General features: G+C 34.4%; 10 protein-coding genes and 2 tRNA genes. All 12 read right to left on the reverse strand.

What is annotated here, in order from left to right; all coding sequences use genetic code 11:
* Window positions 1-2: 2 nt before the first annotated feature.
* The 12 genes from AC4IFE_RS01020 to AC4IFE_RS01075 all read right to left on the reverse strand — a co-directional run bounded on the left by AC4IFE_RS01020 (window position 3) and on the right by AC4IFE_RS01075 (window position 17,095).
* Complete coding sequence (locus AC4IFE_RS01020) at window positions 3-626, reverse strand: DUF3575 domain-containing protein (RefSeq protein WP_490754182.1); 624 nt, start codon at window positions 624-626, stop codon at window positions 3-5.
* A complete protein-coding gene (locus AC4IFE_RS01025; RefSeq protein ID WP_490754184.1) occupies window positions 627-1,802 on the reverse strand; it encodes a thioredoxin family protein in 1,176 nt (391 codons plus the stop codon).
* A 446-nt stretch (window positions 1,803-2,248) separates the two neighbouring features.
* On the reverse strand, window positions 2,249-2,683 hold the full coding sequence (locus AC4IFE_RS01030) for a hypothetical protein (RefSeq protein WP_490754186.1): 435 nt from the start codon (window positions 2,681-2,683) through the stop codon (window positions 2,249-2,251).
* Between the two features lies 1 nt (window position 2,684).
* A complete protein-coding gene (locus AC4IFE_RS01035; RefSeq protein ID WP_490754188.1) occupies window positions 2,685-9,392 on the reverse strand; it encodes an RHS repeat-associated core domain-containing protein in 6,708 nt (2,235 codons plus the stop codon).
* A 13-nt stretch (window positions 9,393-9,405) separates the two neighbouring features.
* Window positions 9,406-9,882 carry a T9SS type A sorting domain-containing protein gene (locus AC4IFE_RS01040; RefSeq protein WP_490754190.1) on the reverse strand — a complete coding sequence of 159 codons (477 nt, stop codon included), beginning with the start codon at window positions 9,880-9,882 and terminating at the stop codon, window positions 9,406-9,408.
* Between the two features lie 608 nt (window positions 9,883-10,490).
* A tRNA-Phe gene (locus tag AC4IFE_RS01045) sits at window positions 10,491-10,563 on the reverse strand.
* Window positions 10,564-10,700: 137 nt separating this feature from the next.
* The gene (locus AC4IFE_RS01050) at window positions 10,701-10,838 is read right to left on the reverse strand and encodes a winged helix-turn-helix transcriptional regulator (protein ID WP_490754192.1); all 138 of its coding nucleotides are present in this window, start codon (window positions 10,836-10,838) and stop codon (window positions 10,701-10,703) included.
* Between the two features lie 19 nt (window positions 10,839-10,857).
* Window positions 10,858-13,425: a hypothetical protein gene (locus tag AC4IFE_RS01055; protein ID WP_490754193.1), complete on the reverse strand. Its 2,568-nt coding sequence runs from the start codon at window positions 13,423-13,425 to the stop codon at window positions 10,858-10,860.
* Window positions 13,425-14,171 (reverse strand): GLPGLI family protein, encoded by a 747-nt coding sequence (locus tag AC4IFE_RS01060; protein ID WP_490754195.1) that lies wholly within the window; start codon window positions 14,169-14,171, stop codon window positions 13,425-13,427. The genes AC4IFE_RS01055 and AC4IFE_RS01060 overlap by 1 nt, the downstream gene beginning before the upstream one ends.
* Window positions 14,172-14,246: 75 nt before the next feature.
* Window positions 14,247-14,555, reverse strand: coding sequence for a hypothetical protein (locus tag AC4IFE_RS01065; RefSeq protein WP_490754197.1), 309 nt, complete (start codon window positions 14,553-14,555; stop codon window positions 14,247-14,249).
* Between the two features lie 518 nt (window positions 14,556-15,073).
* Window positions 15,074-15,146 (reverse strand) — tRNA-Phe (locus tag AC4IFE_RS01070).
* Between the two features lie 107 nt (window positions 15,147-15,253).
* A complete protein-coding gene (locus AC4IFE_RS01075; RefSeq protein WP_490754198.1) occupies window positions 15,254-17,095 on the reverse strand; it encodes a bifunctional lysophospholipid acyltransferase family protein/GNAT family N-acetyltransferase in 1,842 nt (613 codons plus the stop codon).
* Window positions 17,096-17,102: the final 7 nt, after the last annotated feature.

A 17,102-nucleotide genomic window follows, 5' to 3' on the forward strand; every position in this document is an offset into this window, starting at 1 on the left:
TGTTATTTTAGTTTATAAGAAATCATGACACCTCCTCTGTAAGGAAGGATCTCTCCGCTTTTATTAAATTTTTTAGCTGATTCATACCGTTGTCCGGTGGTGCGGTCATACCCTTTATAGAAGTCCTGTGATGTACCTACCGTTGCATATACATCAATATTCCAGCGGTCAGATACCTTAAATTGATATCCTCCTGTCACACCTAATATAAATGATACTCCTTTTTGATACAAATTTGATGATATGAATACTTCATTTTTATCATTTATATATGGTGTATCTTTCCAATAGTTCCATTTTTGAAGTACAAATGCTGAGGCGGCAATATTAGCTCCTACATACCAATGGCTGAATGCTTCATTGAAATAATATCTTCCCTCCAGGGAAAGAGAATAATACTGAAATTCATGTCCTGCAAAAGACTTCCATGGAGACACCAGTACATCACCCTGCATTGTGATCTTTGGAGTTAATTGCTTTTCAAGACCGATATTTATAAGTCCAATTGAAGCCAGAAGTGCATTTCCTTTAATGTATAGACCTTTTTCCTGTTCTTGTTCCTGGGCTGTCAGCATTGCTGCAGACAAAAGTGTGATAGATGTGGTAAGAAATTTGTGTTTTAGCATTTATTTTATTTGTTTCAATAATTCTTCAGCAAGTTTGGAGTCTTTATTGGTCTGAACGGCCATATTTTTAGACATTTCTGCGTAGCTTTTGGCCATTTCTTTATTTCCGGTAAGAAAATAAAGCTTGGCAAGAATGTAAGTGTTTTCTGATGTTTCGCCACGCATTACGGATTTCTCTGCCCATTCCGAGGCTTTCTTCAGGGATGCTGGATTTTTGATGTGATCACTGAATATCCAGGCTGCTCTCAGCAGTTCATTGGGCTCAAATGCATCGGAGTTTTTATAATATTCCAGAGCTGTTTTTTCGAACTCCGGGAAATTGGCATTCTGTTCATAATAGCTGAGCTTTGTCTGATTCAGTTTGGATTGCGCGAGCTGTTTTCCTACTAACGGTTCTGCTGTTTTCATAAAATACTCATCGTTGATCCTTTTATTTTTATCATCAATAGACTGTTCTACGATTTTTGAAAGCTTCAGCTGATTGTCAAATTCATTGTATGTCTCTTCCGGCAGATATTTAATAATTTCAGCCTTTCTTGATGTAAATGTGCTGTAGTTGCTATCTTCCGTTGACTTTACAAAAAATAACAGGAAACCTATTTCCTCTTTAGAAATTTCTTCTGTTTTCTTTTTGTTTTCAAAATATCGTTCGGAAGCTTTTTTAGCAAAGTCGTAATCTGAAGAGGAGTTCAGTTTCATAATGTTGATAAGGAATTCCGGATCCTTTTCTCCATTGGCAAAACGTTCTTTTAAAGAACCTTTTTTATTGCCTGCAGAATTAATATCCTGAGCCATGGCCACAAACATGCTTTGCTCCATATAACCGGAATTCTGAGAAACAAGCTCACCTTCACCATTCAGGAAAAGATAAGTAGGATAGGAGCGTATACCATATTTTGCGGCAATTTCCCTTCCTTCACCTTTTTCCATATCGAATCGGGCATTGACGAAATTGGTGTTGAAATAATCTCCGACAGGCTTCTGGGTAAATACATTTTTCTCCATCATCTTGCACGGTCCGCACCAGGAAGCATAGGCATCGATGAAAACAAGTTTCTTTTCTTTTTTTGCCTTTGCTATAATATCTTTGAATGGCAGTTCCTGGAACTGTATGGCTTCCTGGGCCAGTATAACAACAGAGCAGAAAACAAATACCCCGGAGATGATCTTCTTCATTTTCAAATTAGATTTGTAGGCGAAGATAGTTATTTTCCAAAAAACAGACGATGAATTTGGCTGGTTAGGCTCTATATTAACGAACTTTAAGACTGCTACGGGCCTTGATTAAAATAACAGATCATGAACAATATAAAAATAACCCTCTAATCGTATGATTAAGGGGATTGTGGTTTCTCCAGAAACAAACTCCGTGTCATCAGGTGGAACTGTATGGATGTAGATGGGGTTGAGTATCGTTTGAGCTAAAGTTAGTTTTTAATGATATTTTCCAATTTATTTCTTCGATGGTATTCTGATATTGATTTTAGTTTCGAGATTTGGAGAATATTGATTTTTGGATGGAGCAGATTTCAGTTTTTTTAAAAATTGATGTTTGTATTTTGAATGTATAAATGAAAAGAGTAGCCTCTTTGGCTACTCTTTTTTATTAAAACATTATCACTTTAATGAGACAGTGTTGTGGTAGAATTGATTTTTGTTTCCAAAGTCCAACCATTCTCACTGTTTTTTAAAAGATATATTGTCACTTTTTCATATAACCCCCAAGTTTCTTCTATACCTATTAATGCTTTTTTTGTATCATTAGATATTAATGGACGAGATATTTTAGTTTTAAATTTAGAATTATCTGAAATTTTATTTCTTATCAAAGAGGTGTCAAGTGTATAGTTTTCATTTCTCTTAATGTTAAAATGCAGATCAGTAAATTCTTTTTCTTTCCAATGTTTTAAAGAGTTATCTAAATAATAAGGTTCACTAGAAAGGTTTTTTAATTTGATGTTATTAGTTTCTAAAAAACCATTAATAATTTTATAATCCTTATTTTTTGAGCAGGAAGTTAAAATCAGTAGTAAGAATATTATTATAATATTTTTCATATTATTTAAAGTTAATATTTATTTTAATATCAGTTCCTTTTAATAAATTCCAGATTTGTTGATTATACATTTTAAAGTTGAAATGATTAAAGACATCAGAAGGAACTGAAGATCTAATATTATTCCATCCGTTATTTTCTAAAAAGCTTGTTCCGTACTGCTGAATATGATAATGTTCTGCATTATCCAATAAAGTAGAGTATTTTTTTGCAGTATCACTTTCTAATTTAATTGTTTTATCTCCAGCACTTCTTAAACCTGCATTATATACTCTTACATGTCCTAATTCATGTTGCATTACAAACGCTAACTGCTCTCTACTGGCAAAAGCTTTATGGGATAAATATATTTTGTGGGTTGTTACCTTTCCTTTCCAAAAGCCTTTATCTACAGTTTGGCTATCTGTAACCCCCAAAGCTTCTATTTCCTTACCTTTATAATTATATTTTATTACCCCATCAGGACAATTACAGGTCATCTCTCCACCAGGAACAGCTCGATTATAAATATTATTTTTATCTAAGCCTGATTGCGTACCAAACTCCTTTTCATATAAATCTCTTGCATAGGATCTATCTCCAACTGGAGTCTTTCCTTCGACAGTGTTTTCTGAAGTATTTTCTATTACAGAGGTTTTTGAACCTGTTGGTGTAGTATAATACCTAATCGTATAAGTCACTGCCGATACAGCACCGCCAATTACCGCACCTTTTAAAACTCCCTGTAAAACATTTGTTTGGTTGACCACAGCATCTACCGCTCCTCCTGCTGCACCAATAGCGGCACCTTGAGCTACTGTACCCCAAAAGCCATTGCCAAAGACGTTAAGAACACCTACTCCGGCACCTATTCCTCCTGTAATAAAGGAAGTAAGAACCGTTTTTAAAAATCCTGCTTTACTGGCATTTCCTGTCACAGCAGCCATTGCCGTATAGATGAGACCTCCAATCACTACAGCTTTTAATGCTCCTACAATAAGTACAGGCAGACTGATTGCAAAAAACCATTCACCATTAGGATCATTGTACATTAGCGGATTATTCATCACATACCCATATTTGTTATAGTTTTGGGTATTGATAGGATCCTGTATATTTTCATCCGCATTTAAGAACCTTCTTAATAACGGATCATATAATCTACCATTCATGTGGATAATTCCAACATCCATTAAATGCTCATGGCTGGTATAACCTCTATCAATAAGTAATGAAGTTTGGGCAATAAGTGCTTTATCTGTTATAACAGGTGAATTCCCTATTTTGAGATGAGTGAAATTTCCCCAGGCATCAAAATGTCTTTGTTCAAGCTTGTTACCGGCCTCATCACTGATCGCCAAAATACTACCTATGTAATCTTTATGTAAAAACTTATAAGATCCATTGGTTTCATTGTTATACTTAACATAGATAATATTAGACTCATAAGGGGTGCCTCCAATGTACAAGATATGTTTTTCCTGGTTGGTGGCCTGATCCCTTACCATCTCAAAACTTCCGTCTTCGCTGTATAATTTGGTTAGAGTTCTCTGCCATAGAGGGGCGTTAGGGTCCCATACTCCGGCTGTTTTAGAATCAGTACTTCCACCATCACCACCTCCGATTTGCTTTAGTTTGTCTATATCAAGACGTTGTCTCATATTTCCCAGTCCATACTCAAAGCTGATACGTGTTTTCTCTCCATTGATCTTTACTGGGTCGTTATTTTCATTGTAAACAATACTTTGGATAAGATCGTTGCTATAATTCTGTGTTCCGGCCGTATTCAGGGTCATTCCGGTAGGCTGATAAATCTTGGCAGAATTTTCATACTTCATCGTTCCTACCTGATCATTTTCCATAATCCTGCCTTTGATGTCATAAACATTTCTATTGAGGGCAGGCTTGATACCTGTTATCGGATTTGTCCAGTTTACTAAGCGGTTATTATCATCGTAATCAAAGGTTTCTACAATATTGAAATCTCCGCCTGTGGTTCTGCTTTTTAATTCATTTTTAATAGCATCAAAAGAATATGATAATTGCAGAATACTTGGCTTTATTGCCGATGAATGATTGATACTTGTCAAGAAGCCGTTTGGATCATAAGCATTATTAATGTCTGCTGCTCCTAATTTCGCATTTACTACCTGGCTTCTAGCATTGGTTTCTTTAAGTTCCCATAAGATTTTACCTGTTGTTTTGTCTTTTATTTGGGAGAGCTCACCATTCCAGGTACTGTATACATTCTCAATCTGAACCTTTGTAATCATTCCGGCAGATTGGAGTTCTTTTTCGTAGGAAATTACTCTGGATTTATTATCATAGGTAATCCCTTTTTGGATATAGTTTCTTTCGTTGCTGGTTTCTGAGGAAGATAAGAGCCTTCCCTGTGGATCATAAGTAATATTGGTGCTGAATAGCTGTCCTTTGAAAATACCGGATTTTGCTGTCAGTCTGCCTTTATTGTCATAGGTGAAAGAAATCGTTTTATTGGTTGCCTGCCCGCCATCTGTGGTGGAAAGTTCCTTTTGAGTGATGAGTTGCCCAAGATTATTATAGGTGTATTCTTTTGTTCCTTTCGGGCTGGTGATTTTTTTCGGCTGTCCGAACCCGTCGTATTCATATTTATACGTACCATTGGAAGGATCGTTAAGTTCGGATTTTCTTCCCCAGGCGTCATATTGAGTGGTAACGATATTTTCAGCATACTGTGCTTTGATCTGCTCTCCTGCGGAATTGTACGCAAATGTAATGGTTCCTCCTTTATCTGTTGAAGAAACTATATTACCTAATGCATCTGCAGTTTTAGAGGTAATTCTTGCATATCCATTGATTTCCTTAATGGTTGTTGTTAAACCTGAAACTGAGGTCTCCACCTGCTTACCATTAAATGCGGTAGCCGTTATTTTGGCAGGGAAGACGGAATCATCATAAGTAATAGTATTCCATTCATTGGTACCCTGTCCTTCAAAAAAAGGTTCAGATTCTTTTATTTTCCTACCTAATACATCATATTGAATTGCTTTTAATATAGAGTACCCTTGATTAAAAGATTTAACGGAAGTCATGTATTCCTGACCTAATGTATTGATAAATTTCTTTGAAGTATTACCATCGGGATCATTTTGAGTAACGATTCTATTAGAAAGGAAATCTTTTTCATACTGATAGGTAGTTGTTCCTCCCAGACTGGTTGTAGAAGTCAATAATTTACCCCAGTTATCATAGGTATTGGTAAGGGTATTATTGAGTGGATCAGTCTGTGTTAAAATCTCTCCCTTGTCATTATATGTAATGTTCGTTTCTAAGTTTAAATTATCGGTTTTCTTCTCAACAAATCTTCCTTTCGGCTCATACAAGCTTGTTTCTGTTTGAGTTTGGGAATCGATGTTGTTGCTAATTACTTTTTGGATAATATTTCCAAAGCCGTCATAATTATATGTTTCCTGTAAATACCCTGTATTATCCCTGTTCCACGTTTTTAAGGTTTTTAAAAGATTATTCTCATAAGTATATTCTTCTTTAGCAGATTTGGTATCTCCGTAAGCGGAAGCTTGATTGGTTTTCGTTTTAGGGCGACCAATGTAATAATCTGCTCCGGTTCCAGCAGGATTATGAATATATTCAAAGATAGAAGTGGTGACTCCATAGCCGTTGTTGGTATTGGCTACACTCTGTGCCGGGAGATAATAATCACCATAGGTAATAGTGTTTTCAGTGACTATTCCGGTTAAAAAGTCCTTTGTTTTGTTGGTTTTGGGAATAATAGCCGTTACCACTTTAGGCTTGTCGATATCGGTAATTGTAGTGACTACCTGTCCGTTTAATAACTTATCTATTTGATAGTTGGTCGATTTGAAACTTAATAATTGCGTATTATTTTCAGAAATATCAGCAGGAAATATCTGATTTTCATTATCAGTTTTGATGGTCCATTCTTTAATTGGTAATCCCTCATTTAAAGGATCTATTTCTATACCATTCCATATTTTGGTATTTTCAAATCCATCAGCATACCATGAAGAGCGGGCAGTTTGGCGATAGCCAATTACTCCTTTACCAAGCAAGTGGGCAATATATCCTCTATATCGGAAATCCTGTTTTCTTCCTGCCATTCTGATCTGGGATACCGCATAGGTTTGAGAAAGTCTATCTATTTCCACATAAGGATATTGTTCCTTTTTTATAGGGGCATATATATTAGCATTGATAGCGGGATCAAGTTCTTTATAATCTATATCGTACTGAAGATCAGCTTGTGAAATGGATGAAATATTCTTATCTGCATTGAGGTTATAATGCTGATAGCTGACAAGCTTTCTTTCATTGGAAGCGGTAGTAGATTTTAATAAAAATAATACCTTCGATGAGGAATTATTAACCCTAAAATTACCGAATAAAGGACTTACTACTGATTTTGGCCTTTCAGAAGACATTAATCTTTTTTCATTGAAACGCCACTTAAACTGGCTGTCGTATGGATTATAATAAGGCTCAGAATAGCTGTCTAATCTCCAGTTGACTTGAAGATTGGTATTGATATTACTGAAAAAAGTATATGAGTTTACAATTTCACCTTTTCCGTCATTATCAAGATCTATAATAGAAGTCGTTGAAAGAATATCCGGTCTTGTGACAATGTCTTTTTTGTAAAGCATCAATCCTTGCAGACTTTCCTCTAAATTAGCCCCCGTATTCAAATAAATTGACCAGCCAGGAGTGTATTCGTCATTGACTTTATACTCATGCAGAGGAAGCAAGACTTCAACATTTTTATCTCCGTTCAGGTCACCAAATTGGATTCCATCTGCTAATCCTTTTATGGTATAGCTTTTCTTGAGCTCAATAGTATAATTGCTATTTTGCTTCTTGAGCTCGTACTGTGCTAAATTATTTGTTGGAGTACTCGATGTTTTCGAGCCGATACTTCCATTGATAAAGCTTTTGGTATAATAAGTAGCATTTGTGCTCGTATTGGTGGGGTCAATAAAAACAATATCCTGCTTTCCATCATTATCAAAATCCATAATTCCTCCCTTGCTAAGGATATTTTTAGGGGTTGTTCCGGGGATAATATGAATAGTATTATTTTGTATATCCTCATTGTCTACAACTAAATACCTATTTCCTAATGTTTTGCATTGCCATCTCCCCTTAGGCGGATCAGGAACAATGATCACATATTTACATTTTTTATCCTCTAGAGACATGATCAGTTCAGACATTCCATCGGAATCAATATCTACTTCTTTTATATTTAAAGCATGAGAAACATTTAGTCCTCCCATATATTCGGGATCCGTTTCAGGCGGGTACAGAGAACTATTGTATAAATAATTGTTTGAAGGTATTGTTTTTGAGTATTCTAAAACAAGGGGGTTATTATAGGTATTAAGTACCGAAGCATCACTTTTAATAGAATAATATTTCAGCTCTATATTTCCTGTAGTAGGAGGGTTAGAACCTGCATTAGCTTTTGAAATAATAAGTCCCTGTTTCGTTTTAATATAGTTATCTGCTGATTTTATATTAAATGTAGTAAAACCGCTGCTTGGCCAATAAGTACTTGAAGAACCTAAGTAAACAAAAGAAGGGCTACTGCTGTTAATAGCATCAAAATAAATATAGTAACCATCAGGTCTGCCATTTTGGGCAGGTTGCATCACAATAAAATCTACTAATCCGTCTCCATTATAGTCTCCTGTAGTAACGATGTTATTGAAATCACCAAAATTACTTTCATTTGTACCCGTTGTTAAGGGCTTTGTAGAAAATACTACCGGATTAGCATCTTCTCCGGCTGAATTGGTTTCAATAACCTTCTCAACAAAATCATAATTAATTTTGTTATTAGAATCATTATTCACAATGTTCTGTGTAGTGGAATATTGTACTGAATAATTTTTAAACAGTGAACTGTTAGAAAATATGGTGATTTGTGATAGTCTTTTGTCCTGTATTAAGGAAACTCCTTTGATGTAGGAAGATTCTTGTACATTCCTTGGAGAATAATAAAAATTTACCTGATTAAAATGAGGCTTTCCCAATTCTTCATTTCCTCCCCATTGAATAGTATTAATCAAAGAAATATTATTATTTTGAGTATAGTTATAGGTAATATAATTTCCTTTTTTATCTCTCCATTTGACAATATTGTATTCTATTGGTGTTTTGGCAGTATTATTTCCTGAAGAAATGCCACCGTACCAGGCCTGAGATCCATCCTCAAAGGTTATTTGCCAATATTCCGGACCTTGCCAGGTTTGCCCTGTAATAGAACCGACAGATTTAATTTTGGCATTAGAATATTTTTCGGTTACATATTCAGCTCCGTCTTTGCCATATTCTCCCGACTTTAAGATTAATCGTTGTCCGTTAAAGCTGTAATAATCGGAGTAATCCAATTGAAGTCCTTTCAACTCCCCGTCTTTTTCAATGGTTTTTCCGCTTCTGGATATGGTAGTAACTCCCGAAACGCTCCACCCATAACCTGCAATACCGCTTCCTGAACTACTTAAATATGTCATGTCCATATTGGGCGCAACATCTTTGATACCCGGAGGTAAAGCAATAGGAAGTGTATATTGCAGCTGTCCCGATGAGGTAACGTTGACACCTCCTTTGGTATCATGGAAGCTTTGTCCTGATAAAGTCTGTAAAAATCCTAATATGAATATACAGGATATAACAGATGAAAATAACTTCATCCTTTTGTCGTAAAATTTCATGGTTAGTTTTTATTTATCTTTTGGTAATATTTTTACTGAAAATTCTGCCATCTTTTAGGGTAAAGCGTAATACATATACTCCCCAATCATAGCCCGTCATATTGATTTTTATCTGTTTGTTTAAGTCAGGCATGTTTTGCTGTTGGAATTTCCAGTGAACTGTACTGTGTTGATATAAGGATACAGATTCTATTAATCCGTCTACTTCCTCTGTCCAGTCGATGGTCAGTACATCATTAACAGGAACAGGATACAAACGTATCTGCTTCCAGAATGTTTTCTCATCAATTACTGAAGATTGATCAGGTTGAGTTAAAGGAGCTGTCTTAGATTCAGCTTTCGCTAATGTTTCAGGTGCCTGTTTAGCACTGACGTCAGTACCCCGGTATCGTTGATTTCCGGCTTCATCATATTTAAAATAGACTTCGGTTTGGGAAAATCCCAAAAACCCGATTAGTAGTGATGATAATGATAGTAATTTTCTCTTCATCAGGATATTTTATGGTTATTAGTAAATAAAAATGCTTTTAAAGGCAATTTCCACAAATATAATATTTTTTTTACTCTTATTTCATTAAAGAGTGAAAAAGTGATATTTCTCATAGATTTTATTTTTAATGGGTTGATTTTTTGCGACTTATGTTTTGAAAGTTCTTTATTGCAAAGCTATCACGACATAGCGACAAAACTCGTCGTATCATAATATTTTCAAATGAAAATTTTTTGATTATTTGTCATTTCTAAAATCTTAACGCTGATTTGATAGGTATTTGAGTTATATCATGTTTAGGCATAGTAAGAGGACTTGTGGAAGGACTAAGGTAAAGTATTTGATGGGAGTTGAAAAAATATTAGAGATTGACGAAAATGGGAATCTTCTCAATCTCTTTAGGCAAAGGCACTACAGGTATAAAATGTAAATAACTTCTCTGATTTTATAATCACAAGATCATTTTAATTTTTATTTTCAGAAGTATTTCGATTCAAACAATGTCAATACAGGAGAGAGTTTCCGAGAAAGTTTGAGCATATATTTGAGCAGCGTGATTTTTAAAATAAAAAAAGCCCCTAAAATAGGGGCTTTACAACTGTTTATTGTGGTTTCTCCAGGAATCGAACCAGGGACACATGGATTTTCAATCCATTGCTCTACCAACTGAGCTAAGAAACCATTTGTTTCGTTGTTTAACGTGGGTGCAAAAATAGAACTTTTTGTAATATCGTGCAAGTTTTTTATAATTAATTTCAAAAGTATTTTCAGGGATATTTTTTACGATTTGTATTTGCTTAAAAACAATATAGTCATTTTTATAAGCTTTGCTTTATTTGCTTGTGGTCTTCGCTCCATATTTCCAATTGATCTAAAACAGGGAGCAGCTGTCGCCTGATTTCCGTTAATTCATATTCTGCTTTTGGAAGAACTTCTGCAATAGTATATGTTAACATCTTAATCTATCACTCTTATTTAAAAGTTATACTTCAAACCACCAATGATATAACCTCGTAATGCTGTTGTGGAAGTTTCATCTACACCTAGTTGGCTTGTGTAACTGTTAATATACTGAAAAGAGTTTAAATTCAGGATATTATTGAATTGCAGGTTATATTCAAAGTTCGATTTTTCTTTTCGATAAGAAACCTGGCCACCGATTAAAAAATTCCTGAGTGTGTTCTCTCCTGTTTTCTGTATTAAATATTCGCCTAAAATATTCCCAATCCATTCTTTTTTTATGCTGGCTCTTATCCCAAAAGATAGTTTTATATTATCTTGTGTGGAAGTCGTATTATAAAAGCTCTGCTCAAAAATACTTTTAGTAAAAGTGTAGCCTAAATCAAATTGCAGAGGTTGATTTTTAAAATTAGTAGAGAGCTTTTGAGACAGTTCAAAATTTTGGACAGTAGAAATATTTTCATTGTCATTGATGAAATTTACATTCTTGGTTAAAGCACTTGTAAACTTTGTTTTTAATGTATAGTACTTACTAAATCTCCGATCACTGGCAAACAAAAATATCAATCGGTCATTGTATCTTCCCATTGTATTTTCCATAGCCGAAAACGGACCATAATTGATGGTATTTGTCGTAAAACTAGGTTTGGTTTTGTCATACATCAGCATAAGAAACATGCTGCTTCCTTTTTCTAAATAAGCCCTGTGAAAGGTTAATTTATAACTGTCCGTATTGCTTAGCAAATCGGGGGTGAGATCCATATTTTGATTAAAATATAAATCCTTTGTGTATAAAGGGTCGTATTGCAGAAGCTTTAAAGTGGGAAGTTTATATATTGAATTATATTCAAGGCTAACTTCTGTACTGGCTTTTGATGCGGGACTGTATTGGAATTTTAGCCTTTTCTCAAAATAATGTTTCTCATATTCATTGATATTCAGAAAATGAGAGCTTAAAGAAGCTGACAGGTCAAATTTCCCGAATTGTTTATACATATTCAGGTCATTGATATAGTGATACGTTTTTAACGTCCTATTCTCATTTGCCTGTGACATACGCTCCGTAAGTTCCGATTTTTCATTTTTATTAGAAAATCCCGAATGAAAATTAAAATTGACAAACCTGTTTTTATTCTTCAGATAAAAGTCCAGGCCATATCTGTTTGAATTTACGTCATATTGCTGAAATAATGAATTATGATCAGTCAGGAATAGATTTTTATTGGAAAGTATATTTAAGCTTCCCGAATAATCTTCATTGATTTGGTTGAAAGCGAAGATTATTTTTGTATTATTTAACTGTTTATTCCATGAAAGAAAATTAGTTACTCCATTATTTTTTGCGGTGTTGTTAATAATGTAAAAATTGGCATCTGTAGAATATCGGTCTATATTTTGGTTAAAATTATCCTGAGTAGGATTATAGCCGAAATTATAATAGAGAAAACTGTCATCTGTAAAGCTCTTCTTTATTTTAATTTGAGTAGTCCCTAAAAAACCTTTATTATTTTCTGTCCTTTGTTCGTAAAAATTAAAATCCTTTGACTGTCCTTCAAATGCAGTTCTTTTAGAAGTTGAAAATTTATTTAACTGGGCATTGTTGAAAATAGAAAAAGCCGTAATGCTAAAATTCTTTTTTGACTTAGAATACTGCAAAGCTCCAAACTGATTATCCTTAGATTTTACTTTTCCGTCATTATTAAGGAAAGTAGGAATATCTATATTTGAATTATTATCCGCATTGTCTATATCTTCCTGAGTATTCATTTCGTAAAAATCCATAAAACTTATCGGATCTTTAGCAATATTATTTGCATCTGCAATCAGAGCCAGGTTGCCAAGCTTTCCAATCCGGAACACATTGGCATGTCCTGAATATGAATTTTTGGAACCGTAATTACCCTCTATATTTCCGGTAACCTTTCCTTTATATTCATCTTTCAGCTTTAAGTTAAGTGCTGTGGAACGGTTTCCATTAATGGTCGTATAGTTTTGCCAGAGATCAATACTTTCAACCATATTAGCCGAAATATTCTGCGTAGCCATTTTATGGTTTTTACCAAAAAATTCGTTTCCTTCTACTAAGACCTGTCCTATTGATTTTCCTTTATAGGTTACTTTCCCGTTATCATTAATGTTCAGGCCCGGAAGTTTTTTAATGAGATCTTCCGTTGTTCTTTCTGTACCATCTCTTACGGCTTTCAGGTTAAAAGCGATGGTGTCTTCCTTCGCACTGGCTATTTTAGGACGTGCTTTTATTTCTACTGTAGGTATGATTTTAACCTGTGATTCTAATATAATTTCAAAATCATTTTTTTCGTTGGTATTAATTTCTACAATCTTTGTTTTATACAATAAAGAGGTAAATTTTAAGAAAAAAATTCCTTTCTGGGAGATTTGGAAATTACAAATACCTTTATCGTTTGTTTTTTGAAAGTCTAAAGTTTTTTCGTTTTTAAGAAGCTGAACGTTAACCTCCGATATAGGGCTTCCGTTTGCTTCCTTAACTTCAATATTAATGTTTTGTGAAAAAGAATAGCTGAAAAACAACAGGAAAATAATGATTGAAAATTTGAAATTCATTATAATCGAATATCTGTATGTGTTTCTTTTACTTTTGATGCTTCCTTCATAATTTCCTGAATTTTATCTTTGTCCTTTTCCTGGTCTAGAATTTTAAGCTTTGGATTCATAGGCTCAAAATCTGATTCTTTTCCGTCATTACTTATTTTAGTTGCATATACAATGAAATTTGGAGATTCCACTTTTAAAACTAATCCGGGAAAACTATTATAAACATAAGGACCTGCACTTACCGGAACATCTTCTGCATACCATACTTTTACCAAGCCCCCATTATTTAATGTAACCTCGGCTAATTTACATGTGTATTTTTCAATCTGTTCAACATTATCTTTATACTCTACTTTGGAAAATTTAGGTGCATAATATTTATAATATTCTTCATCTCCAAAATTTTGATATTGATAGAAACCGGGATCATTTTTTTTATGGTAAATCTTAATTGGTTTTATAACAAAAGATTCTTTTGTTATGCTGGTCGTTCTTTCATCTACTTTTTTTCTTTCTTTCTCGTTGTCAAACCCTTCAGTGGTTATATTTTTATAAAAAGTATTTCCTTCATAAAAGTAAAGGACTTGCTTTTGAGCTTTTTTAAGCCGTTCCTGCGCCTGGCTTTTAAATGTGCTTGAGGATTCAGAAGCGTATTCGCTAAGATCCTGCTTATTTACATATTCATATTCTACCTTTAAATTTTGAGCACTAATAAAATTTAAAAAAAATAAAGAGATAAAAAAAGTGTATTTCATATCTGATAAATTATATTTATAAGAACGCCTAATTAAATAGACGTTCTTATTATTTATACTTTTACTAACTATTATTTAGCAACCGTACCAATAAGTGGTCATTACCAAATCAGTTGATTTTGTTACAATAAGATTTCCCATACCATCATCAAAATAACTATACGTAACCTCAGTAGTAAAAACAGTTTGATGGCAGATATTTTTAACATCTTCTGCTTTTTCATCATTTCTCATTTCTTCCGAAGAATTTACCTGGTCAGATGTAGATTTCAAAGATACAGTTTCTTTGCTTTCATTAGAAAAATTATGAGCTGGCGCATTGCTTTTAGCAAATCCTAAAGTTGTTCCTGCCAATAAGAACGCTGTGAATAATAATGTTTTCATTTTAGTTTAATTTTTAAATTAAGTAAATTATTTTGCCATATGATCCCTGACACGGGTTTTGCTGATCAGCGTTATTTTATTTTTTATACTGTACACATACAAAAAATAAATGGTTATGTTTTTACCCTGAGCAAAGATGCATAAGAAGATGGTATGAAAAAAGTAAATGAACCCTAGATTTGTAAATTTAGAGCTATAGATTTATAAAAATAGAACATTTAGATTGTTGAATATGAGTTACTTGTAGTCTTTTTTTAAAAAGCTATTCGTTTCTTGGAATCTCTTCGAGATAGATAGAATAGCAGGAACTGTTCTCTCTTAAAAGCTAAAAAAATGCTTGCTCATATCTTTTACTAATCGGCTGAATGCATATTCAATACAAAGATCATTAAGATAAGTTGTAAAATAAGGAAATGAAAAGGCCACCCTCAGTATGAGAGAATTTGAATATAAGATCAAAAAATAACCCCTCAAATTATGCAATTTGAGGGGGTTGTTAGAAATTGTTTAATTTCCAGTGGTTTCTCCAGGAATCGAACCAGGGACACATGGATTTTCAATCCATTGCTCTACCAACTGAGCTAAGAAACCATTATATTTTTGTTGACTTACTTCGTTGTTTTAAAGTGATGCAAAAGTAGTAAGTTTTCCTATATGAAGCAAGTATTAACCGCACTTTTTTAAAATAAAAATAAAACCTACTGATTTTCAGCTGAATTATTTTCCTGCTCCTTTCTGATGTGGTCGCTCATCTCCTCCAATACAGGCTTTATCGTACTTTCCGGAAGATCACTGATTCGGATATACATCAATCCGTCGATAGCATCATTAAAGTTTGGATCCACATTAAAAGCAATCACTTTTGCATTCTGTTTAATGTATTTTTTAATCAGAACAGGTAATCTCAGCTCAGGTTCAAGGTCATCAATGATCTTGTCAAGCTTATTCAGATCAGATTCCATTTCCTCAAAGAAAATATTTTTATCCCGGTCGCGAAGTTTCACCTTGTATTCATTTCTCGGCGTTATATATTGTGCAACTGCTGAATCAAAATAGTTTGAGCGCATGAACTCAATCATCAGAGATTTGGAAAACTCAGAAAATTTATTGGAAATACTTACGCCGCCCATCAAAAACTTATGATCGGAATTTCTTAAACATACATGAACAATTCCTCTCCATAAAAGGAAAAGTGGAAGTGGCTTCTGTTGGTATTCCTCACAAATGTAAGCGCGGCCCATTTCGATCACTTTCTTGAAGAACGGATGGATGTCCTGTTCAAACTCAAATAAAGAGCTTGTGTAGAATCCTTTGATGCCATATTTCTTCATGACTTCCTTACCCAAAGCCATTCTGTAGGCTCCGGCAAGCTTCTCTGCGCTGTTGTCCCAAAGGAAAAGGTGATGATAGTGCTTATCGTATTCGTCAAGGTCGAAAGGTAAATTGCTCCCTTCACCCACAGCACGGAAAGTAAGTTCTCTCTGGCGGCCGATCTCTCTCATCACAGAAGGAATTTCCTCGTAAGTCGTGAAATAGATTTCGTAATTTCCGTTACTGAACAGCATTTTATCTGTCCCTTTCAGGCGGTTGATATCTTTCAGTATATCTTCCTTAGGGGTTTCATCAATAATATTCTGGACAATATTTTCTTCTCTTAACAGCGGAAATTTTAATGTTAGATTTTTAAGATTGATGCTTTGGGCTAATGATTTTCTCTTTTCATAATAAGATTTCATCATATATACCTTACGCTTCAGAAATTCACCCAGCTCTTCAATGGTTTCCATTTCATCCATTGCCTTTACAGTGATTGGCTTTCCTATTCTGATTCTGATAGGTTTTTCCCTGTCGTTCATCATTTCCGCAGGAAGCATCAGCGTCTGTAAACTTGGATGAAGTTTTGCAACCTGGTAAAACAAACGGCTGTTTTTAGCATGAAAATACAGAGGAACTACCGGTACTTTAGCCATTCTGATCAGCTTAAGGGCCGGCTTTTCCCAGTCCCTGTCAAGAATTTCTCCATAAGGATTGTTCTTATTGGATACTTCTCCTGCCGGAAAGATTCCCACACAGCCTCCATTCTGAAGATGTTTCAGGGTTTCTCGCATTCCCGAAGTGCTGCTGTAAGCTTCCTTTCTGTTTTCAAAAGGATTTACAGAAATTACGTACGGTTCCATGGGCTTAATCTTTTCCAGAAGGAAATTTCCCATTACTTTAAAATCCGGACGCACTTCCGAAAGGATCTTACACATTAAAATTCCGTCAATGGCACCCAGAGGGTGGTTGGAGACCAGAATAAACGGTCCGGTTTTCGGAACTTTTGCCAGATCTTCTTCAAAAGCGATATAGCTTAAATTCCTTTCTCTAACAAATGAGTCGAAAAAATCCTTGCCTTCCTTATCTTTTAATTTGTCGTATAATCTATTAACTTCATTTATTTTGGCAATACTCATCACGGCCGATGCGACCGGGTTTTTCAGGAACCCAATTTTGCTTAAGCCGGAAGCTGTGATAAGATCGTTTTTCGAAATTAAACTCATATGTGTT

This window comes from Chryseobacterium sp. UF-81 (assembly GCF_058245105.1).

Excerpts from the sequence above, each read along its gene's own strand:
- AC4IFE_RS01050 (WP_490754192.1), bottom strand. The coding sequence starts at position 10,838 with ATGTTAACATATACTATTGCAGAAGTTCTTCCAAAAGCAGAATATGAA.
- AC4IFE_RS01055 (WP_490754193.1), bottom strand. The coding sequence starts at position 13,425 with ATGAATTTCAAATTTTCAATCATTATTTTCCTGTTGTTTTTCAGCTAT.
- AC4IFE_RS01020 (WP_490754182.1), bottom strand. The coding sequence starts at position 626 with ATGCTAAAACACAAATTTCTTACCACATCTATCACACTTTTGTCTGCA.
- AC4IFE_RS01060 (WP_490754195.1), bottom strand. The coding sequence starts at position 14,171 with ATGAAATACACTTTTTTTATCTCTTTATTTTTTTTAAATTTTATTAGT.
- AC4IFE_RS01025 (WP_490754184.1), bottom strand. The coding sequence starts at position 1,802 with ATGAAGAAGATCATCTCCGGGGTATTTGTTTTCTGCTCTGTTGTTATA.
- AC4IFE_RS01030 (WP_490754186.1), bottom strand. The coding sequence starts at position 2,683 with ATGAAAAATATTATAATAATATTCTTACTACTGATTTTAACTTCCTGC.
- AC4IFE_RS01065 (WP_490754197.1), bottom strand. The coding sequence starts at position 14,555 with ATGAAAACATTATTATTCACAGCGTTCTTATTGGCAGGAACAACTTTA.
- AC4IFE_RS01075 (WP_490754198.1), bottom strand. The coding sequence starts at position 17,095 with ATGAGTTTAATTTCGAAAAACGATCTTATCACAGCTTCCGGCTTAAGC.
- AC4IFE_RS01035 (WP_490754188.1), bottom strand. The coding sequence starts at position 9,392 with ATGAAATTTTACGACAAAAGGATGAAGTTATTTTCATCTGTTATATCC.
- AC4IFE_RS01040 (WP_490754190.1), bottom strand. The coding sequence starts at position 9,882 with ATGAAGAGAAAATTACTATCATTATCATCACTACTAATCGGGTTTTTG.